The sequence below is a fragment of the Mucilaginibacter sp. P2_A4 genome (assembly GCF_056405015.1).
On sequence record NZ_JBFUCX010000022.1, the window covers coordinates 128,531 to 149,752 of the forward strand.

The window sequence follows — 21,222 nt, forward strand, 5'->3', positions numbered from 1 at the left end:
GCATAAAACAGATACGGAGAAAGGTTATATTCGTCAGTTGGTTATTATATTCCATAGGGGGGGGCTGGACAAAGAAGATAAACTTCTGTTTGCAACCTGTTATTATGTAATAAATCCTAAAAACGAACGTAGGGTTATTTCGGGATATGTAGCCACCATCATTAGATAAATTAATGAAGAGAATTTTATACGCAATTGTATTTTTTATAGCGGCTGCGCAGTCATCACATGCGCAGCAAAAACCGCAGTACACCCAATATATTTTCAATAACTACCTTTTGAACCCTGCTTTAACAGGTATTGAAAATTATACAGATGTAAAAGCGGGTTATCGCAGCCAGTGGACAGGGCTTGAAGGTGCCCCCGTAACCGGTTATTTAACTATAAATGCACCTATTGGAGATAAGTTTCTGCAGGGTGACGCAACGGCTTTCCCGGCAGGCGGGGGGCTTAATCCATCAAGCAGATCATACACCCAGCAATACCAGGCTGCCGAGCCACACCATGGTATCGGGCTAACTTTGGTATCTGATAAAACCGGCCCTATTACACAAACCAATATTGATGCTACCTATGCTTATCATCTTGGTATTACCAACAGGCTTAACCTGGCGGTTGGTGTATCTGCAGGGGTGAGTCACAATGTGTTAAATCTTTCCCAGGTTCATTTTGCCGATCCAACGGATCCTATATTAAACAATATCAATAATAATCAATGGAAACCCGATTTGGGGATAGGGGTATGGGCCTATGCATCTGATTACTTTTTTGGCGTATCGGTACAACAGGTATTACCGCAAAACCTTTATGTATCTACTTCAACCAGTGCAACACAAAATAAAACCGTACCGCATTACTTCTTTACGGCGGGCACCAAGCTCTTTTTATCAGATGATGTAACGCTTATGCCATCGGTGCTGGTAAAAGTGATACAGCCGGTGCCTACAACGTTTGACTTGAATTTGAAGATGTCATTCCAGGATAAATTCTGGATAGGAAGTTCCTATCGTCGTAATGATTCATTTGCAGCTCTGGTAGGTTTTAACCTTAGCTCATTTGTAAACGTTGGATATTCTTATGATTTTACTACCTCGGCACTAAATACAGTAAGCAACGGCTCGCACGAAATTGTAATCGGTATCCTGCTTAATAACCGTTACAAGGTTACCTGCCCGCAGCACACCTTTTAGTTTGCAGTTAGCAGTTTGCAGTTAGCAGTTAGCAGTTAGCAGTTTGCAGTTTGCAGTTTGCAGTTTGCAGTTTGCAGTTTGCAGTTTGCAGTTTGCAGTTTGCAGTTTTTCAAAAGGACAATCAAGTTCGCAAATAATTCTGGAAATATCTTAAATAAAAATAGCGATGAATCTCAAACTCATCGCTATTTTTATTTAAGTATTTTACTATCTGCCCACTGCTAACTGCCCACCGGCAACTGCCTACAGCTCTCTTCTTAATCTGGCAACCGGGATGTTCATTTGTTCGCGGTATTTGGCTACGGTACGGCGGGCTATGTTATAGCCGGCATCCTTGAGTATGTCGGTAAGTTTTTCATCGGCCAGCGGATGATGTTTGTCTTCATTGCCGATGTGTTCTTCCAGTATCTTTTTAACTTCTTTGTTTGAAACCTCTTCGCCGCTTTCTGTTTGAATCGCTTCAGAAAAGAAGGACTTTAGCAGGAAGGTGCCAAATTCGGTTTGTACATATTTTGAGTTGGCCACACGAGATACGGTAGATATATCCATATTTATCCTGTCGGCAATATCCTTCAGGATCATGGGCTTTAAATTTTTATCGTCGCCGGTAAGGAAAAACTCGTACTGGTACTGCATAATGGCATTCATTGTTTTAAGCAACGTTTGCTGGCGTTGTTTAATGGCATCAATAAACCACTTTGCCGAATCGAGTTTTTGCTTTACAAACTGTACTGCCTCTTTTAATTTTTTATCCTTTTGAGCAGCCTTATCATAATGCTGAAACATTTCCTGGTATGATCTGCTTACGCGTAATTCAGGAGCGTTTTTGGAGTTTAGTGTAAGTATTAACACACTATCATTGTTGATGATATGAAAATCAGGTATAACCTGCATTTGCTTGGTGTTAACTTCATTCGAATCTCCTGGTTTGGGATTCAGCTTTAAAATTTCATTGATAACACCGCGTAACTCGTCAGAGTCCATGTTTAATGATTTCTCCAGCTTGTCATAATGCTTGCGGGTAAATTCATCAAGGTATTGTTCAACAACAATAATCGCTTTTTTTATGATAGGGTCATTGGGGTCCTTTTTACGGAGCTGGATCAGCAGGCACTCCTGCAGGCTGCGTGCACCTACACCGGCTGGGTCAAAACCCTGTATCACCCTCAGCATGTCTTCAACTTCTTCGTCCTCGGCCATTACATTTTGTGAGAAGGCCAGGTCATCAGTAAGCGACATAATGGGTCTGCGCAGATAGCCGTCATCATCTAAACTGCCGATGATCTGTTTACCTATCCTGAAATCTTTATCACTTAAAGGGAGTAAATCCAGCTGTAGCTGCAGGCTTTCAAAAAAAGAGCTTTGAACCGCGATAGGGATCTCTTTACGCTCATCTTCATCATCACCATTTTGATCATAACGGGAGCCGTAATCGTTCACGCTATCATCCTGAAGGTAATCGTCAATGTTAAATTCATCCATCTCTCCCTTTTCTTCGTCACCGTTAAAAGTGTCTTCGTCGGGGTCGCGGTCGGGGTATTCTTCAACAGGATCATTCAAATTAGTTAAACTAAGATCTTCGAGTGCCGGGTTCTCTTCCAGCTCCTCTTTAATACGGGTATCAAGGGAAACGGTAGGCACCTGCAGCAATTTTATAAATTGTATTTGCTGCGGCGAAAGCTTTTGTAAAAGTTTTTGTTGAAGATTCTGTTTAAGCATAGTTAACTAAGTGTTCAAAAATACATCAATTACCATTAACTTTAAAATAACTTATAGTAATTGGGACAATGAAGTTAAATACCGAATGAAATAATTTGTTTGAATACGATAAAAATTTATTTATTACCTTAGATAAACTAAATATAAATCTTATGGCTATCGTAAAAGAATTTAAGGAATTCGCTATGCGCGGCAACGTTGTTGACCTCGCAGTGGGTGTTATTATCGGTGCGGCCTTTGGTAAAATTGTGACGTCATTGGTAACTGATATTATTATGCCTCCCATTGGCATGATGACCGGCGGCATCGATTTTAAAAACCTTAAGTATGTACTTAAACCAGCAGTGGATAAAGTCCCGGAAACCGCTATCAACTACGGTTTATTTATCAACAATGTAATCGATTTTGTGATTGTGGCTTTCTGTATATTTCTTATTGTTAAAGGAATAAATTCCCTTAAAAAACAAGAAGAAGCTGCCCCGGCAGAACCAGCTGCACCAACAAAAGAAGAAGTTTTACTTACCGAGATCCGAGATCTGTTAGCGGCGAAGAAATAAACTGTTGCGGGTGGCGGGGTTCGTGTTGCGAGGGGCGGGATGCGAGGGTCGGCAGATGAAATAAAAATATTTTAAATATCAATCCCCCGAACCTCGCATCCCGCCCCTCGAACCCCGACACCCGCAACCCGAACCCCAATCAAAAGCTCCGCGGCAGCTTCGGATCGGTTAAAATAATGTAATCTGCCAGTTGTTTAAATTTGCTCCAATCGGGGTTGTTAAAATTGTCATCGGCATAGGCTGCTACGGTGATTGACCTTGCATTGGGTGCATATTTTTTTAGCTGGGCCACAGTGCCCAGTTTTTCTTCGCTGTGGAAACCACCATTAAGCTGCAGTATTTTAAAACCTGAATGATTTTTATAAAATTTGGCAATTGACCAGCCCATGGTAGCATCCCAAAGGTTTTGCGATTGATAAATTTGCATACCCGCCATGGCGCTGTGCCCACCCATAACTTTTACAAATTTATCATAATATAAACCTGTAGCTGTATCAATAGGTAGCGGGGCGAGGTAGGTTTTGGCCTGGGCATCCAGTTCCTGTAAGCTGGTTAAACCGCCGCGTGTAACCATATTGGTATACCGGGAGGGTGCGTTAGCTGCTATAACGGGAGCCTCGCTTTGTTTGGCAAGTTCAACAAGCGGCCTGTAATCTTTATAATTAGGCCAGGTGCGGGCATCGCTGATTAAGTTTTTCTCGCGGATGAGGCCTGCCAGGTATTCATTTAACACCAGTTGGCAATCGGTGCTAAACATTTCCATAGATAAGGCCGTTTTATGTGGATATTGTTGTTCCAGCTCTTTAAATAGCTCAAATTCCAATATATGCCCTGTGGAGTCATTGTGTTCTTCGCCAAAAAACAATACATCAGCCTTGTTCATACTGTTAATAATATCACTAACTGTTGCCTGTTTTTGAGTTGATGTGTTATATATTTTATAATGGGAAGCGGCTATTTCCTGCCCCATGGTTATAAAAGGTAGGCAGATAAGTAAAAGGATGCCGGCTGATTTCATATTATGGTTTTAAAACGTTTAATTTACACCAACAAAAACAGAATGACAAATAAGAAAAATAGTGTTTGAAAAGTTTCAAAATATTACTACATTTGCGCTCTTGTTTTTAAAACGACGAATAGAATAAAATAGCCATGAAAAGAACGTTTCAGCCTTCTCAAAGAAAAAGAAGAAATAAACACGGATTCCGTGAACGCATGTCAACTGCTAACGGTAGGAGAATATTAGCAGCCAGAAGAGCTAAAGGCAGAAAAAGATTATCAGTTTCTGACGAGGGTAGTCACAAAGCATAAACCGGTTGCGATGGTTTGCCAGTAGGTAAACCAATGGATACCGATTACCTGCTTAAACCCCGGTTCCAATAAGGCAACTATGTATACTTTTAAAAAAGAAGAACGGTTATGTAATAAAAGGCTTATTGATAAGCTTTTTCATAGCGGCTCTTCTTTTTTGTGTTATCCTTTTAAGGTGTCCTGGTTGTATAATGCCGAGCCACAGCAGTATCCTGTACAGGTATTATTTGCGGTACCCAAACGGCGCTATAAGCGCGCGGTTGATCGTAATTTAATAAAGCGCTGTATGCGTGAAGCGTACAGGCTGCACAAGCAACAAAGTCTTTACCATTTGCTGCAAGCTGCCGATAAAACAATTGTGTTATCGATAGGGTATATTGGTAAGGAGATTGCTCCTTATAGTTTGATGGAGAAAAAGATGCTGAAGCTGCTAACCCAGCTTCAGCAACAATTAGTGGCAACCAATGATACTGTTGTATGATGGGGCTGGTAAGGTTGATTAAAGCACTTATTGGTGGTATTTTTATATTGCTTATAAAAATATATCAATATTTTATCTCGCCCTTAACGGGTGCATCATGCAGGTATACGCCCACGTGCTCCCAGTATGGTGTAGAAGCCATAAAAAAATACGGTGCCTTTAAAGGCGGGTGGTTAACCATAAAAAGGATTGCCAGCTGCAACCCCTGGGGTGGGCATGGCCATGACCCTGTACCATAAAATTAATATGAGCCTCATTTTACAAATTGAAACTGCAACTACATCCTGCTCAGTTGCTTTGGCGGCTGATGGCAAAGTTTTGGCTTTTAAGCAGGTAAATGAGCGCAACAAACACGCCGAAGTAATCACTTTATTTACTGAAGAACTGGTGACCAACGCCGGTTTTACCTATAACGACCTGGATGCCATTGCGGTAAGTTGCGGCCCTGGCTCGTATACTGGCTTGCGTATAGGTATATCAACGGCTAAAGGGTTGTGTTTTGCATTAGATAAGCCCCTTATAGCAATCGAAACGCTTGAAGCTATGGCTTATGGCATTATCAATGATCCCAATATTGTAATTAGCAAAGGCACGCTTTTATGCCCCATGATAGATGCGCGCCGCATGGAAGTTTATTGCGCTGTGTTTAATACCGATGGCGAAAAACTAAGAGCAACGGCTGCAGATATTATTGATGAAAATAGCTTTAATGAACTGCTGAAAGCTCACCAGGTTTTGTTTTTTGGCGATGGCGCCGATAAATGCCAGGTCGCTTTGGGCTCCAATCCCAATGCGCTGTTCATAAATAGTTTTGAAAATTCGGCTGCTTACCTTACCCAAAGGGCCTCCGAAAAATTCAAGAATAATGATTTTGAAGATGTGGCCTACTTTGAACCTTATTATCTGAAAGATTTTATTGCCGGCAAGAAAGCTTTGTAATAGAAGGAGGAGTCAAGAGTTAAGAATCAAGAGTCAAGAGCCGAGAAAAGTCTGGTGAATAATTAGGGCATCGCAGAAAAGGTGGTTAAAACAAAAGTTAGCCATTATGCATTCTTTGTCTTGATTCTCGACTCTCCTAAAATAATTACTTATCGGTTTTAAATATTCGTCCCCATAATCTGCCGAAAAAGCCTTTTTCGCCCATAGGGATATAGCTGGCGTTCATGGGATGCTCAATTACTGCCCCAAATTTCATTGAAAATCCTAAATATATATCCATTCCTGAATAGGGGCCGTAATGGTCTATTTGTGTTTGGTTGCCTAACGCGGCCATTGTAAGTCGTCCGGTATTCAATAATCTTTCCGAGCCTATGTAAAATTCAATGTTGGGGGTTTTGTACATAAATTGCGCGCCGACATTAAATAGCTTCAAATCGTCATAACTGGCAATAATACTGCCTGTATAGTTGTGATATTGCACATGATTAACAAGAGCCGCTGTAAAGCCGGTAAACCATACTTCCTTTGAACCCACAAGTGTCGGTGTGTATTTAAAGTTGTTATCGTAATCTATCCAGTATGTTTTTGCCGCGCTTAACTCAGCTTTAGCATTTGTTTTTGTAGTAAATGACCCTATAGCTCCGTTGCTTTTGAATATATTGAGGCTGTGATCATAAATATTGTCCTCACGATCAGTTGATGCAAGGCCTGTATAAAGGTCGGTATTATTAAAATCAGATATTGTTGATCGGCTGCTCCAATGAATAAAACCAAGGTCTTTAATATTAGCCTGTATGGTTATTTTATCATCTGTGATGTATGATGTGCCTAATGTTATGGATGCACCAGGGCTACGAAACGTTGGTAAGTAATCACGGGCAGATGCTGCCCCCGGTATATAACTTGAATAATAACGGCCTCGCATGGTAATCAGTGCTTCACTGGTAAGTTGATTAAATTGAGCCTGCGAGCCCTCTATATCAAATTTTGAATACTTTATACCCAATAATGCACTCAGCTTAAAACCAAACGCAAACTGTTTATTGATGCGCTCGCGGTATGAAAAGCCTATCTGGTTGTAGGATTGCATCAAAAGATGATTATTGAAAATATTCTGATAGATAGCGCCATCTGCGAATTTTGTACCACCATCAAGCAGGGCTGCGGTTTCATCGGTGAGCGTTCCGCGCGATTCTAATTTTGTCTGGTACGAAAATCCCATTTCAACGTCGCCGTTAAGGCTGGTAAATGATTTAAGCATAATAGCATAGGCATTTACGTTGGCATTGAAATGATTTATCTTCCCTTTGCCTATCGTTACCTTATCAGAATAGTATGAGGGTATAGTGGAAAATAGCCTGCTTTTAACACTCTGTTGGATATCGCCGGTGAGGTATGCGTTGGCATTAAAGTTTGGTATAAAAAAATTGAATGCATATTGCTTGCTTGAATCGGGGATGAATGACCTTACCGAAGGGTTTTCAAACGAATCATAAAGTGTACCCGTGTTGTACTGTGAAAATTGCTGGGCAGAAACCGAGAAGGAAAGGATCAATAAGCAAAAAACAATGTAAATTTTATTCATATATAATATTTCGCCTGGCCTTAGCCTCTTTGATTTTTTAAAGATAAAATGTAAAATTGATTATCAATAAAAAAGAATAAATTAATCAGCAGTTTTAACGTATTTAAGTGCAATGTAGTTGTGTAATGGTACAAATAATTTACTTATTTACCTTTGTTGTATCCACACTGTTTAACTGCATACAAAAATTGGTATAGAAGTTTCTGTCTGATGATGTAAATTGATAGGCAGCTCCATAAAAGTTCTTCCAGCCGGGCTGATTGTTTTCAAAGGCATCATAAACGGAGGTTTTAAGATCACGCTTCAGTATAGGCTGGGCATTTTTAAAGTTCATAAAGAATGCCACATTGCTTCTTTCGGCCAGCAAATCATTAAACTCATTATACCGCGCTGTTTTGCTGATGAATTTACGATTGATGTAAGTATCGGTATAACTTACCAGTTCTGATGGTGTGGCAGCCAGTACCAGGTTGTTATCAATGATCATAAAGTAGGGTTTCCTGAAAATGCTGAAAGCATCGCCCAATAAAAAAAACGGCAATTTTTCATAATTAAACTGCCCCATATTATCATTTATCATGGTGCTTATGTTCATCATTAAAGGCAATAGTTTTGAACCATCTTTAACAGAAACTATAGCATATTTTTCCTGGTAACGGGTAGTTACTATAGCAAATTCGTTGCTTAATAAATGTTCAAATTCGGGTTTTAAAAACATGCCGGTTTCCTGCCTTATTTTGCCAAATAGCAGGTCCTTTTCTTTGCTCACCCCAGCTTTGATATGCCATTGGGAAAGATCGGTGGCAAATTTTTGTGGATCAGATACCGCGAAATTGATACTATAAGCTGTGGTTGCAGGAAATATATCTTTCAATTGATTAATAACCGGCTGTTGGTTGGCAAACAGGTTTAAATAGCTAAAGGTATGGCTATTAAAGCTGGTAGTGCCATTAAACATCAGCGCATCGTTTTTGTAGTTTAAGCTAAGCGCCGCAACGGCAGGCAACAGCCGGAAACTTTTAAAAATATCGGTGTTCTTATTGGTGAAAAACTGATCGAACACGGGCGACAATTGCCTGTAATTGATATATAGATTTGCCAGGGAGTTGGAGTTTTGCTGATCTGGAAGGGGAACAAAAATATTTTTCCCTTTATCGTTACGGTACAATATACTTTGATTGATCAGCGATCTTGAAAAGCTGCCTACAAAAATATTATCCTCTTTTTTAATAATGTAAAAGTGTTTGTTGATAGCTTTTATTAATATATCATACTCCAAACCGATGGCGTTATGCCGGGTAATTAAAGTAAGACCGTTTTTAGGCCGCTTACTTATTTTGGCAAAGGCATCGGGGTCAAAACCTGTAGCTGCAGTAGTAGTCACCAACAGGTCAACGTCATCTGTATTAGTGGGGTGGACGGAAACAAAAACGTTTTGCCCGGAAAAGAATCCATCAGAGAACGGAGACGATAGTAATAGCTTTCTTAGGGTATCAAGATCACTTAATTTAACCTTACCAATAACGCCGCTTAACAGCTGATTGCCGTTAAAAATATCATAAAAACCTTTCTCGTTATTAAACTCAAATACAGCAACAGCGTTATCGGGGATGGTTTGCATCACCTGGTTGTTGCGTACGCCCGGCGGACTTAAATTTTTGAAATAAACAACCGTAATGAATACAGTGGCAACAAGTAAAATTAAGGTGGTAACTATCAGTCGTTTCATTGCGGTTTGCTTTACAAAGATAGAATTTTACCCTGCGCCATTAAAGTAATACTTTCAATTGGTTAACTTAGCTTTTTATATCTGCATGAACAAACAAATAATCATCACCGCTTCGGTTTTAGGTATGTTGGCTGTTATAACCGGTGCATTTGGCGCGCATGGATTAAAAGCGGTTTTATCTGCCAGTCAGCTTGAAGTATGGCATACAGCTGTACAGTATAACTTTTATCACGTATTTGCTTTATTGTTCCTTTCAACCTTTAAGGATACTACAAAAAGTAAGTTGATTTCAGCCTCTTATTACCTGTTCACCTTTGGTATCGTATTTTTTTCGGGATCATTATACCTGCTAAGCTGCCGAAAACTTATTGGCTGGGATTGGCTGATCTACATGGGGCCGATAACTCCGCTGGGAGGCCTGCTATTCATTTTAGGCTGGCTGATGCTGGCCATTGCCGCTTTTAGATATAAATAGGAGTTTTAAATTAGAATGAAGAGCCCAGAACCAAAACCGGAGAGTTTGGATTTAATTGACAATATCATAAGTTTTTAATCTTGATTCCTGACTCTTAATTCTTAATTCTTTTAAAAATACACCATGTTAGAGTTTGCTGAATTTGAGTACACCGATCGTAAAACGCTTTTTGTTGAAGTGATTTTACCGTTGGCTATCTCAAAAAACTACACTTACCGCGTACCCTTTGACCAAAACGATGTTGTGGCTGTAGGTAAAAGGGTAGTGGTACAGTTTGGTAAAAGCAAATTGTACACGGCAATTATAAAAGAGATAACTACGCTGGCTCCGGAAAAATACGAGGCCAAATATATTATTGAGGTGCTGGATGATCGCCCGGTGGTTACTCCCCATCAGTTATACTTTTGGCAATGGGTTGCAGATTATTATATGTGCAACATTGGCGAGGTGATGAATGCCGCGCTACCCGCAGCCCTTAAACTGGCCAGTGAAACCCGTATACAACTTAATAAGGAATTTGACATAGATCGGTCGGCCCTTCATGATAAGGAATTTTTGATTGTAGAGGCGCTGGATATTCAGCCCGAACTTACTATAAGTGATATAGCCAAGCTGCTTGGCCAAAAAATAGTAATGCCTATTTTAAAGGTGATGTTTGAGAAAAACCTCATTCACATCAGCGAGGAAGTGAGCGAGCGATACAAACCCCGCAAACGCACTTTTATTACCCTTAACCCGGTTTATAATAACCCCGAAAACCTGCGCGAGCTTTTTCCGATACTGGAAAAACGAGCGCCCAAACAGGCTGATGCTTTGCTGGCCTATATCAAGCTATCACGGCATCAAAAGGCAATTACTAAAAACGAACTGATTGAGGAAAGCGGTGCAGGGGAATCAAGCATTAAAGCGCTGCTTGAAAAAGATATTCTGTTTGCAGAAGAAAAAAATGTTAGTCGCCTGCATTTTGAGGAGGACCCGGATGCTATTACCAATTTTGATTTAAGCGAACAACAAACCGAAGTACTGGAAAGTATCCGCACCCAGTTTAAGGAGAAGGATGTAACGCTACTGCATGGTGTAACCTCATCCGGGAAAACGCAGATCTATATCAGGCTTATTGAAGAAATGATGCGCGACGACAGGCAGGTGCTTTACCTGCTGCCAGAGATTGCGTTAACAACCCATATTATAGAAAGGCTGCGGATTTATTTTGGTGCCGATATTGGTGTTTATCATTCCCGTTTTAATGATAACGAAAGGGTGGAGGTTTGGCAAAAGGTTTTAAACAATGATTATAAAGTGATACTGGGCGCCCGTTCATCGTTGTTCCTGCCGTTTAATGATCTTGGGTTAATTATCGTAGATGAGGAGCATGAAACTTCGTACAAACAATTTGATCCGGCGCCACGCTACAATGCCCGCGATGCGGCCATCTTTTTGGCCAATACACACCAGGGTAAGGTATTATTAGGTTCGGCCACACCATCATTTGAGAGTTATCATAATGCCAGGATTCATAAATATGGTTTTGCCGAACTAACTGAACGTTTTGGCGGAGTAGAGCTGCCCAATGTTGAGGTAGTGAGCATAGCTGCAGAAACCAAGCAAAAAACCATACAATCACATTTTACCAGTGTATTGATGGCTGGTATAAACGAGGCCCTGGCCAACAAAGAGCAGGTGATCCTTTTCCAAAACCGCCGTGGTTATGCCCCGGTACTGATGTGTAAAATTTGCGCTTTCACACCTAAATGCATCAATTGCGATGTAAGCCTTACCTATCATAAAAGCAGTGGTAAACTGCATTGCCATTATTGCGGTTATAAAGAAGATTCGCCTTCCATTTGCCCGGCCTGTGGTTCAACCCATTTGGAGTACAAAGGCTTTGGTACTGAAAAAATAGAAGATGAGCTAAGCCTTTTATTACCAGAGGCCCGCATTGCCCGCATGGACCTGGATACTACGCGTTCACGCAATTCGCTGCAAACTATATTGAATAATCTGGAAGAGAAAAAGATAGATATATTGGTAGGCACACAAATGGTTGCCAAGGGCTTGGATTTTAGCGATGTTACCCTAATCGGCATCATTAATGCCGATAGCCTGCTTAAATTTCCTGATTACAGAGCCAACGAACGCAGCTTCCAGATGCTTGCGCAGGTGAGCGGCAGGGCTGGCAGGCGGGGTAAGCAGGGGAAAGTGGTTATCCAAACCTATGATCCCTTTCACCGGGTGATAAAACAGGTAATAGCAAACGATTACAGCGATTTGTATTTTACCGAAATGGCCGAGCGTAAAAGCTTCAAATATCCACCATTTTACCGCATCATCAACCTGGATATTAAGCATAAAAATCCCGAGGTACTGTATAATCAGGCTGTATACCTGGCCAATGAACTGCGCAAACATTTTGGCGACCGGGTGGTTGGCCCGGAAGCACCGCTGATCAGCAGGATCCGTAACTTCTACATCAAATCTATCATGCTTAAGTTTGAAAAGGATGGCATCTCCATTGTGAAAGCTAAAGCTATTTTAAAAGATGTAATTGTGCAGTTTCAAACTACCAAACTGAGCAAGGGTAGTATTGTACAACCGGATGTGGATCCTTATTGATATTGCTCTCTAAATCGTTTGAAAGGTTTGTATCCTGAACGGAGTGAAGGACCTATTCACAGACTTTACAGGGCGAAGAAGTATAGCGAATAATAGATCTTTCACTCCGTTCAGGATGACAAAAAGTTTTTTTCAAAAACGTCATCGCGGAGCGCGAAGTAATCTCCTGCCTCGAAATGGTGTTTTTTTGTTAACCGACGGATTATAACAGCTTAAAGTTTTTTTCTTGCTTACAGTTAATGGATTATCCGTTCATAGTAAGAAAGCTATCCCAAAATCCCCAAAATCATGCTAACTTTACTGTGTAATGGCTCAGAAATATATTGATAATTATCGCGAAAAAGGTGCCCGTAAGCGATTGGTGGATATCCTGGAAAAAAAAGGTATCCGGGATGAAGAAGTGCTGAGGGCAATAGGGAAAATACCGCGCCATTACTTTTTTGCTGAAACTTTCTGGAACAAGGCATACCAGGATATTGCCTTCCCGATAGGCGAGGGTCAAACCATTTCACAGCCCTACACCGTTGCTTACCAAACCGAACTATTGCACATCCGCAAGGGCGATAAAGTGCTGGAGATTGGTACAGGATCGGGTTATCAAACCTGTGTTTTATTAGAGATGGGTGCTACAGTATACACCATCGAACGACAAGAGAAGCTGTACGAAAGAACTAAATATGTGCTACCGGAGAAGATGGGTTATAAGCCCCACTTTTTTTGTGGCGATGGCTCCATAGGTATAGCGCAACATGCACCATATGATAAAATTATTGTGACTGCCGGCGCTCCCACTGTACCGGATGTGTTATTAAAACAATTGAACATTGGTGGTATATTAGTTATACCGGTAGGCGATGAAGACACCCAAAAAATGGTTACCATTCTTAAAGTTGGCGAGCACGATTACGAAAAGATAGTGCTGGATACATTTAGGTTTGTGCCTTTGGTAGGGGATAAGGCGTGGTAAAGGAGTCTTTAAGGGGCTAATGTGCAGATTTCAGATGTGCAAATATGCAGATGATGTTTAATCTGCACATCTGAAATCTGCATATCTGCACATCAATGTGCTACCGTTTCATCGCCCTGTCCATCTCTATCTTGGTATCACGCTCTTTCATGGTATCGCGTTTGTCAAAAGTCTTTTTACCCTGGGCAAGGCCTATTTCCAGCTTGGCAAAACCGCGTTCGCTGATGAAGAGGGCAAGGGGGATAATGGTCAGTCCTTTTTCTTCGCCACGGGTTAGTAGTTTTTTTAGCTCCTTTTTGTTGAGCAGTAATACGCGGTCGCGTTTGGCTTCATGATTATAGAATGAACCGTAAGAATATTCGGCTATGTGTAGGTTACGCACAAAAAGCTGATTATTAATGAAAGTGCAAAAAGCGTCATTAATATTTGCCTTACCCTCACGGATGGATTTAATTTCGGTGCCCAGCAATTTAATACCGGCCACGTATTTATCCAGTACGTGGTATTCAAAATAAGCTTTCTTGTTCTTAATATATATTTTATCCTCGGCCATTATATTCTACTGCTAAAGCTGCAAACTTACATAAAAAATTGGCCCCCGCTAAATCACCACAGCGGGGACGGCACAACCTCCGCTTTTTAACTTTGGACTATTGCGGTTTCACTATCAGCACGGGAACATTCACCTTGTGCCGCACAGAATTAACGGTTGTGCCAAATATAAGGTCCTTAATAGCTTTGTGTCCGTGCGAGCCCATCACTATAAAATCTATCCCGTCTTTATTAACTATATCGGCAATGGCACTGGCCGGGTTACCGTAACCAATTTCCGCTTTGGCTTTATAGCCAAGCTTTTTCATTACTTCAACGTATTTATCTAAATTATCAACGTCGCTTTGGGTTTCGTTATCCATCACCTGCCCGCCATAATAACGTGCGCCGGCGGTTTCAACAACGTGAATGAGTGTATAATGCGCGTGTTTGCCGCCCTGCATAATGGCATGGCGAAGGCAATCACTATCATTCTTTGAAAAATCAATGGTAATAGCTAAGTGCTTATAGGTAATGGCATCAAGTTCATTAATAGCAGTTGCAATACCGTGTGGAACAACATAGGCAACCTGGGTGGTATGTTTATAAAGCAGTGGCCTCAGGAAAACATATATAAGCAATACAAAAATGCCAACTACTATGGGTACAACAAAAATATAAATGTATATATCCGATTGCTTGTTTTCCTTTAACCATTCGCCAATTTGATCATATACCAATTTAGCATTAAGTCCCACTATGAGTATAGCGCTGGCCCAGGCCGCTATTTTTACTTTAAGGCTGATGGCAAAATTTCCCATCCTTTTTTTATCAGATGTAAAATGAATAAGCGGAATCACCGCGAAGCCCAATTGAAGGCTTAGCACCACCTGGCTTAATATGATAAGGCTGCCTAATGCATCTTCGCCATAATAAAGTATAGTAAATACGGCGGGTACTATGGCCAGCACACGGGTAAGTAAACGCCTTAACCATGGCTCAATACGCAGGTTAATGTGACCTTCCATGATGATTTGCCCAGCCAGCGTACCTGTAATTGTGGAGCTTTGGCCGGATGCTATCAGCGCAATGGCGAAAAGCACAGGAGCTATTCGTCCAAAAATATGTTCCAGTAATTTATAGGCATCCTGGATCTCGGCAACCTGGAAATAACCGTTTTTGAAAAACGCAGTTGCAGCAAGGATAAGTATAGCAGCGTTTACAAAAAAAGCAAGGTTAAGTGCAATCACTGTATCAAACAGGTTAAACCGGATAGCCCATTTCATGCCTTCATCTGTACGGGTTATCTTGCGGGTTTGTACCAGCGATGAATGCAGGTAAAGATTATGTGGCATTACGGTAGCCCCAATTATACCAATAGCTATATACAGCATTTGCCGGCTGATAGCATCGTTTTTAAACAGGTTGGATGGGATAAAGCCTTTGGCTATATCTACTACATCGGGCGATACTATAAACATCTCTACCAAAAACGACAGGCCAATGATGAAAATCATCGATATAATAAAGCCCTCAAGTTTCCGCATGCCCTTGTTCATGAGGTAAAGCATCAGCACGGTATCGGTTATGGTGAGGGATACGCCCCAAATGAGCGGCAGGTTAAATAATAATTTTAAACCGATAGCCATACCGATGATCTCGGCCAGGTCACAGGCGATAATGGCTATCTGGGCCAGTATATACAGGCAAAAGTTTGCAAAGCGCGGGTAGGCACGCTTAGAGGCTTGTGCCAGATCGAGCCCACGCACAATACCCAGCCTTGCCGCCAATGATTGCAGCAGCAGGGCAATAAGGTTTGATGCAAACAATACCCAAATAAGCTTGTAGCCGAAGGCACTGCCGCCGGCAATATCTGTGGCCCAGTTACCAGGGTCCATATAACCTACGCTAACCAGGTACGCGGGGCCCAAAAAGGCCATGATTCTGCGCCAACCGGTTTTACTTTCGGGGTTAACTGAGCTATGTACGTTACCTAATGAAGGGTTATGTTCGTTTGTATTCATAAGGATATCAGTAAATTATTGGCAACCTCGCGGCTGATATATATTTCTTTTTCGGTTTCGGTTTTTAAGGCCACGGAGTGGTCGTATTCAATAATATCGGTTATTGTCACTTTTTTACCAATGGTTAGTTGCTGTTTTTCGAGATACTGCAAAAAAGGAGATGAGTGATCGCGTACGCCCGAGATTACGCCGCATTGGTTAACTGCTAAAGCCGAGACAGGTTTTAACTCCACTGATTTAAAATTGCCGTTACAATCAGGTATCGGATCGCCGTGGGGATCATGTTTGGGATGGCCCATAAATTCGTCAAGCCTGTCAATCAGTTCCTCTGATGAAATGTGTTCCATTTCTTCGGCCATTTCATGCACCTGGTCCCATTTAAAATTAAGTTTTTCAACCAAAAAGTATTCCCAAAGGCGATGCTTGCGGATAATGCCTATTGCAATTTTTTCGCCGGCATCTGTAAGGCTTACACCCTGGTAACGTGTGTAGTTGATCAAAGCTTTATCAGCCAGCTTTTTCAGCATATCTGTAACTGATGACGCCCTGGTATTTAAGGAAGCTGCAATTTGATTGGTGCTCACTATGCCGGCATCAATTGCCAGGTGATAAATGCACTTTAAATAGTTCTCCTCGGCTAATGTGTTCATTTATACAAATCTAATAAAAAATTTAGACTTATCTAAAATATGAAGTGTTAGGAAATATATTTTTGTTTTACACGTTTTAAGTGAAATTTAATTTCGTGAAATGCGGAAAATATTATATTTGCAAGTACTATGGCTGCTGAATTAGATAAAATAGACCTACAGATACTCAAGATTTTACAGGAAAACGGAAGAATAACCAACCTTCAACTATCAAACGAAATAGGGCTTTCACCGGCACCAACGCTTGAGCGTGTGCGTAAATTGGAAAACGCGGCCTATATAAAAAGTTATCATGCGTTGGTGGATGAGGAGAAACTGGGCCTGGGCATAAAAACCTTTATCCAGATTTCGCTTGATTTTCATCAAAAAAATACCATCCAAACCTTTTTGGATGAAATAAAAACCATCAAAGAAGTTACCGAGTGTCATCACGTAACCGGCCAGTGCGATTTTTTACTCAAGGTTTATGTTCGCGATATTAAATCATACGAGCAACTGATCATGGAAAAAATAAGCCGCATCACGGTAGTAAAAACATTCCAGACGATGATGATCATGTCGACCAGTAAAAAAGAGCCGATTGTGCCGTTGGAGTATTAGGTAGGATAGAGTCAAGGAATTAGAGTCAGGAATCAAGATAAATCTATCTTGCTTTTGACTCTAGCTCAAAGCGCGAAAGATCAGAAACTTTCGCGCTTTGTTTTTGAAGCTGTCTTGATTCTTGACTCTAATTTCTTGACTCTTTTTTAACTTATTTGCCAGTCTATCTCAGCCTTACCTTCTTTTCTTAAAATATCATTCGTTTTTGAAAATGGCTTGCTGCCAAAAAAACCTCTTTCGGCAGAGAAGGGGGATGGATGGGCAGACCGGATGATGAAATGTTTTTTCTCGTCTATCAAGACGGCTTTTGACTGGGCAAAGTTACCCCATAGTATAAATACAATGCCTTCCTTTTTATCAGATATGGTTTTAATCACCTCATCTGTAAACTCTTCCCATCCCTTTTTTTGATGTGAGGCCGAATCGCCGGCTCTTACCGTGAGTGTTGAATTTAATAATAATATGCCTTGTTTGGCCCATTCTTCCAGGTTGCCATGGGCTGGGGTTTTAAAACCTGGAATATCGGCCTCCAGCTCTTTATAGATGTTTTTAAGCGACCGCGGTATCGCAATGCCCATTTGTACCGAAAAGGAGAGGCCATGCGCCTGGTGAGCGCCAGGATAGGGATCCTGCCCTAATATCACCACTTTCACATCCTCAAAGTGCGTGGTGTTAAAAGCGTTGAAGATATCAGCGCTTTTGGGGTATACTACCTGCCCGCTTTCTTTCTCCTGCTGTAAAAAATGTTTCAGTTTTACCATGTACGGTTTGCCAAATTCTTCCTCTAATACTGCAAGCCATGATGGGTGTAATGCATTCGCCATAAATATTTATATAGATGTTGGTTTAGCGTGCAAATAAACAGATATTTGCAGTTAATATATGTATCACAAATTATGTCAAATATAGTTCGTTTAATTGTAGCGTGTGTATTCTTCGGAGCAGCGGTTGCGCTTTGTGCTTTTAGCTTTTGGGGCTGGGGCATCCTGGTATTGTTGTTTGGCGGTATCATACTGCTAAGCTTCTTTTTTAATGAGAATATGATTATATCGCAGTATTTTCTGCGTAAAGAGAATTCGGCTAAAGCCGAGGCGTGGTTATTGAAGATAACCGACTACGAAAAGCAATTACACAAAAATCAGCATGGTTATTATAATCTGTTGATCGGTTTAATCGAATCGCGCAAGGCGCCGATGAAATCTGAAAAATATTTTAAGAAATCATTACAGCTGGGCATGAAAATGTCGCACAATATAGCTTTGGCTAAATTGAGCCTGGCAGGTATCTCAATGGCAAAACGGAATAAACGCGAAGCGCAAATGTACCTGTCCGAAGCATCAAAAGATGATAAGAATAAATTACTTACCGATCAGATAAAGATGATGAAAGGCCAGTTGGCACAGATGGATAAGCAGGTAGTAAGAGGCGGATATCGCCAGTTCTAAGAAAAGAACTACAGGCTTATTTAGGAAAGATACCGGGATAAGGATAAAAGAACAAAAAAATAAAAGGGACCCAAAAATGGGTCCCTTTTATTTTTCGTCAATAGCGCTAAAATAATCAGCAGTGGCCGAATGATTTTGGTAGGGGTGTACTACCACATGGTCGCTATAGGTGTAATCGTTTTCTTCGGTTGGGTTTGACACTTCAACCATTTTCAATAAACTCCTGATAAACGACAGGTTAAAATTGCTCCTGTTCAGCTTTATCAGGTATTCATTTTCGGTAATCTCCAGAATTGAATTCGTCATCATTTTTGTAATTATTGTTTATTACAAGTATAACCATCATTATTAAACCCAAAGTAGTATTTGCTTTAAGCTTTCATTAACAAATTGTTATCGATGATGCAGGGTATTTGCGTTGATTACGCTATGGATTGATTGTCTGAACCCGAATTTATAGAATTAAAGAATTAACAGAATGAATAACTTCAATTCAATAAATTCCTTAATTCGATAAATTCCAGTTTCAGATGAATTTTTCTTACTCAAACCAGGCCATCACCACTTCTTTAGCAGGCATGGTAATATCAAGTTTTAATTTTTTGCGCATTCCGCCCAGGTCATTAAATACTTTATTGGGATTGCCGGCTTTTAGTTCTTCAACAGTGTTAAAGCCCATTTTATTTAATACAGGCACCCACTCTGCAGGTACACCTGCATTAATGAAATCATCAGCGGTAGCAACCCTGGCTTTTTTCTCGGGGCGCATCTGCGGGAAAAACAATACTTCCTGTATAGTGCTTTGATTGGTCATCAACATCACCAGGCGATCGATACCGATGCCTAAGCCCGATGTTGGCGGCATACCGTATTCCAGTGCGCGTAAAAAGTCATCGTCCATCGCCATAGCTTCATCATCGCCACGGCCGGCCAGCACCAGCTGCTCCTCTAAACGCTCACGCTGATCAATAGGGTCATTTAATTCTGAGTATGCATTAGCTATCTCCTTGCCATTTACAAACAGCTCAAAACGCTCAACCAAACCATCTTTTGTACGATGTTTTTTGGCCAGCGGGGTCATTTCTATAGGGTAGTCAGTAATATATGTTGGCTGGATAAGGTTGTGCTCCACCTTAGCGCTAAAGATCTCATCAATCAGTTTTCCTTTACCCATGGTTGGGTTAACCTCTATTTTAAGTTCGGCACAGGTTTCACGCAATGCCGCCTCATCCATAGCAGATACATCAATACCTGTGTATTTCAGGATGGAATCATACATAGATAGTTTTTCGTACGGGCCTGCAAAGTTGATCTCATTATTACCTACCTGTACAACCGGGATACCATGAACGGCTTTGGCAACAGTTTCCAGGCATTCTTCCACCATGGCCATCATCCAGATATAATCTTTATAGGCTACATAAATTTCCATGGCGGTAAATTCCGGGTTGTGGGTGCGGTCCATACCCTCGTTACGGAACATTTTACCAAACTCATATACACCATCAAAACCGGCAACAATTAAGCGTTTAAGGTAAAGCTCATTGGCTATGCGCAAAAACAGCGGCATATCCAGCGTGTTATGGTGTGTAGCAAACGGACGGGCCGCTGCGCCACCATGCACCGGCTGCAATATTGGGGTTTCCACTTCCATCCAGCCCTGCGCGTTAAAATAGTTACGCATGCTGCTGATAACTTTGGAGCGGTTGAAGAAAATTTGTTTGCATGCCGGGTTAACCGTCAAATCCACATAACGCTGGCGATAACGCATTTCTGGATCAGTAAATGCATCATATATATTCCCTTCATCATCCCGTCTTACAACAGGTAGAGGTTTCAAGGATTTTGAAAGCACGATCAGCTCACGTACGTGAACAGAAATTTCGCCGGTTTGAGTTAAAAAAACGTAGCCTTTTACACCTACATAATCACCCAGATCAAGCAATTTTTTAAATACGGTATTGTATAAAGTTTTATCTTCATCAGGGCAAATATCATCGCGTTTCAGGTAGATCTGGATCCGCCCGGTTGAATCCTGGATCTCGGCAAATGATGCACTACCCATGATACGGCGCGTCATGATACGGCCGGCGATAACTACATTTTGGTAGGCCTCGGGTTTATTTGCAAAATTATCGGTAATATCCTGTGCCCAGGCGTTAACATCAAAAGCTTCGGCAGGGTATGGGTTAATGCCCAGTGCCCTTAATTGTTTTAAAGATTCGCGACGAATAATTTCCTGTTCGGATAGTGCAATACTCATGTTTTGAACGGTATTTTAATAAAGGTGCAAAAATAGCGTTTTTAATGAGTTGTAGGCTGTAGAGATGCAATATTTTGCGTCTTCGTCTGTTCAGCGGAAATTTGCGTGAGGGTATTTGTATGCTGAGACACAAAATATTGCGT

At 41.1% G+C, this 21,222-nt stretch carries 21 protein-coding genes; 11 read left to right on the forward strand and 10 right to left on the reverse strand.

The window, feature by feature from the left end; all coding sequences use genetic code 11:
* Positions 1 to 173 precede the first annotated feature (173 nt).
* A complete protein-coding gene (locus AC1DYB_RS28510; protein ID WP_477440067.1) occupies positions 174 to 1,190 on the forward strand; it encodes a PorP/SprF family type IX secretion system membrane protein in 1,017 nt (338 codons plus the stop codon).
* 243 nt (positions 1,191 to 1,433) lie between these two features.
* Here AC1DYB_RS28510 and rpoN read toward each other — a convergent pair whose 3' ends face one another.
* On the reverse strand, positions 1,434 to 2,909 hold the full coding sequence (gene rpoN, locus AC1DYB_RS28515) for an RNA polymerase factor sigma-54 (protein ID WP_295719434.1): 1,476 nt from the start codon (positions 2,907 to 2,909) through the stop codon (positions 1,434 to 1,436).
* A gap of 152 nt (positions 2,910 to 3,061) precedes the next feature.
* Here rpoN and mscL point away from each other — a divergent pair, with 152 nt between their 5' ends.
* Positions 3,062 to 3,466: a large-conductance mechanosensitive channel protein MscL gene (gene mscL, locus AC1DYB_RS28520; RefSeq protein WP_477440070.1), complete on the forward strand. Its 405-nt coding sequence runs from the start codon at positions 3,062 to 3,064 to the stop codon at positions 3,464 to 3,466.
* A gap of 139 nt (positions 3,467 to 3,605) precedes the next feature.
* On the opposite strand, the gene AC1DYB_RS28525 is transcribed toward mscL, so the two are convergent.
* Positions 3,606 to 4,484 (reverse strand): ChaN family lipoprotein, encoded by an 879-nt coding sequence (locus AC1DYB_RS28525; RefSeq protein ID WP_477392623.1) that lies wholly within the window; start codon positions 4,482 to 4,484, stop codon positions 3,606 to 3,608.
* Between the two features lie 134 nt (positions 4,485 to 4,618).
* Between AC1DYB_RS28525 and rpmH the strand changes: the two genes are divergently transcribed.
* From rpmH to tsaB, 4 genes are all read left to right on the forward strand, one after another.
* On the forward strand, positions 4,619 to 4,777 hold the full coding sequence (gene rpmH / locus AC1DYB_RS28530; protein WP_184542896.1) for a 50S ribosomal protein L34: 159 nt from the start codon (positions 4,619 to 4,621) through the stop codon (positions 4,775 to 4,777).
* 79 nt (positions 4,778 to 4,856) lie between these two features.
* A complete protein-coding gene (rnpA, locus tag AC1DYB_RS28535; RefSeq protein ID WP_477440072.1) occupies positions 4,857 to 5,258 on the forward strand; it encodes a ribonuclease P protein component in 402 nt (133 codons plus the stop codon).
* Positions 5,255 to 5,497, forward strand: coding sequence for a membrane protein insertion efficiency factor YidD (gene yidD / locus AC1DYB_RS28540; protein WP_477392618.1), 243 nt, complete (start codon positions 5,255 to 5,257; stop codon positions 5,495 to 5,497). Before rnpA ends, yidD begins: the two co-directional genes overlap by 4 nt.
* A 7-nt stretch (positions 5,498 to 5,504) precedes the next feature.
* Positions 5,505 to 6,197: a tRNA (adenosine(37)-N6)-threonylcarbamoyltransferase complex dimerization subunit type 1 TsaB gene (gene tsaB / locus AC1DYB_RS28545; RefSeq protein WP_477440074.1), complete on the forward strand. Its 693-nt coding sequence runs from the start codon at positions 5,505 to 5,507 to the stop codon at positions 6,195 to 6,197.
* 145 nt (positions 6,198 to 6,342) lie between these two features.
* On the opposite strand, the gene AC1DYB_RS28550 is transcribed toward tsaB, so the two are convergent.
* Both AC1DYB_RS28550 and AC1DYB_RS28555 read right to left on the reverse strand, forming a co-directional pair.
* Positions 6,343 to 7,782 carry a DUF5723 family protein gene (locus tag AC1DYB_RS28550; protein ID WP_477440076.1) on the reverse strand — a complete coding sequence of 480 codons (1,440 nt, stop codon included), beginning with the start codon at positions 7,780 to 7,782 and terminating at the stop codon, positions 6,343 to 6,345.
* 139 nt (positions 7,783 to 7,921) lie between these two features.
* The gene (locus AC1DYB_RS28555) at positions 7,922 to 9,511 is read right to left on the reverse strand and encodes a hypothetical protein (protein ID WP_477440078.1); all 1,590 of its coding nucleotides are present in this window, start codon (positions 9,509 to 9,511) and stop codon (positions 7,922 to 7,924) included.
* Between the two features lie 85 nt (positions 9,512 to 9,596).
* Between AC1DYB_RS28555 and AC1DYB_RS28560 the strand changes: the two genes are divergently transcribed.
* The 3 genes from AC1DYB_RS28560 (at position 9,597) to AC1DYB_RS28570 (ending at position 13,566) form a co-directional block, all read left to right on the forward strand.
* Positions 9,597 to 9,986 (forward strand): DUF423 domain-containing protein, encoded by a 390-nt coding sequence (locus AC1DYB_RS28560; RefSeq protein WP_477440080.1) that lies wholly within the window; start codon positions 9,597 to 9,599, stop codon positions 9,984 to 9,986.
* 123 nt (positions 9,987 to 10,109) lie between these two features.
* Positions 10,110 to 12,599, forward strand: coding sequence for a replication restart helicase PriA (gene priA / locus AC1DYB_RS28565; RefSeq protein ID WP_477440082.1), 2,490 nt, complete (start codon positions 10,110 to 10,112; stop codon positions 12,597 to 12,599).
* Positions 12,600 to 12,906: 307 nt separating this feature from the next.
* On the forward strand, positions 12,907 to 13,566 hold the full coding sequence (locus tag AC1DYB_RS28570; protein WP_295719415.1) for a protein-L-isoaspartate(D-aspartate) O-methyltransferase: 660 nt from the start codon (positions 12,907 to 12,909) through the stop codon (positions 13,564 to 13,566).
* 100 nt (positions 13,567 to 13,666) lie between these two features.
* Here the strand turns inward: AC1DYB_RS28570 and smpB are convergent, their stop codons facing one another.
* The 3 genes from smpB to AC1DYB_RS28585 form a co-directional block, all read right to left on the reverse strand.
* Positions 13,667 to 14,119, reverse strand: coding sequence for an SsrA-binding protein SmpB (gene smpB, locus AC1DYB_RS28575; RefSeq protein WP_295719411.1), 453 nt, complete (start codon positions 14,117 to 14,119; stop codon positions 13,667 to 13,669).
* Positions 14,120 to 14,216: 97 nt separating this feature from the next.
* Positions 14,217 to 16,121 (reverse strand): Nramp family divalent metal transporter, encoded by a 1,905-nt coding sequence (locus AC1DYB_RS28580; protein ID WP_477440084.1) that lies wholly within the window; start codon positions 16,119 to 16,121, stop codon positions 14,217 to 14,219.
* Positions 16,118 to 16,771, reverse strand: coding sequence for a metal-dependent transcriptional regulator (locus tag AC1DYB_RS28585; RefSeq protein ID WP_477392604.1), 654 nt, complete (start codon positions 16,769 to 16,771; stop codon positions 16,118 to 16,120). The genes AC1DYB_RS28580 and AC1DYB_RS28585 overlap by 4 nt, the downstream gene beginning before the upstream one ends.
* 129 nt (positions 16,772 to 16,900) lie before the next feature.
* Between AC1DYB_RS28585 and AC1DYB_RS28590 the strand changes: the two genes are divergently transcribed.
* Complete coding sequence (locus tag AC1DYB_RS28590) at positions 16,901 to 17,371, forward strand: Lrp/AsnC family transcriptional regulator (RefSeq protein ID WP_295719405.1); 471 nt, start codon at positions 16,901 to 16,903, stop codon at positions 17,369 to 17,371.
* A 146-nt stretch (positions 17,372 to 17,517) separates the two neighbouring features.
* On the opposite strand, the gene ung is transcribed toward AC1DYB_RS28590, so the two are convergent.
* Positions 17,518 to 18,195, reverse strand: coding sequence for a uracil-DNA glycosylase (gene ung / locus AC1DYB_RS28595; RefSeq protein WP_477440086.1), 678 nt, complete (start codon positions 18,193 to 18,195; stop codon positions 17,518 to 17,520).
* A gap of 72 nt (positions 18,196 to 18,267) precedes the next feature.
* Here ung and AC1DYB_RS28600 point away from each other — a divergent pair, with 72 nt between their 5' ends.
* Positions 18,268 to 18,816: a DUF2892 domain-containing protein gene (locus AC1DYB_RS28600; protein WP_295719402.1), complete on the forward strand. Its 549-nt coding sequence runs from the start codon at positions 18,268 to 18,270 to the stop codon at positions 18,814 to 18,816.
* 87 nt (positions 18,817 to 18,903) lie between these two features.
* Here AC1DYB_RS28600 and AC1DYB_RS28605 read toward each other — a convergent pair whose 3' ends face one another.
* Positions 18,904 to 19,125, reverse strand: coding sequence for a hypothetical protein (locus AC1DYB_RS28605; RefSeq protein WP_295719400.1), 222 nt, complete (start codon positions 19,123 to 19,125; stop codon positions 18,904 to 18,906).
* Positions 19,126 to 19,357: 232 nt separating this feature from the next.
* Positions 19,358 to 21,079 (reverse strand): lysine--tRNA ligase, encoded by a 1,722-nt coding sequence (lysS, locus tag AC1DYB_RS28610; RefSeq protein WP_477440088.1) that lies wholly within the window; start codon positions 21,077 to 21,079, stop codon positions 19,358 to 19,360.
* Positions 21,080 to 21,222 lie beyond the last annotated feature (143 nt).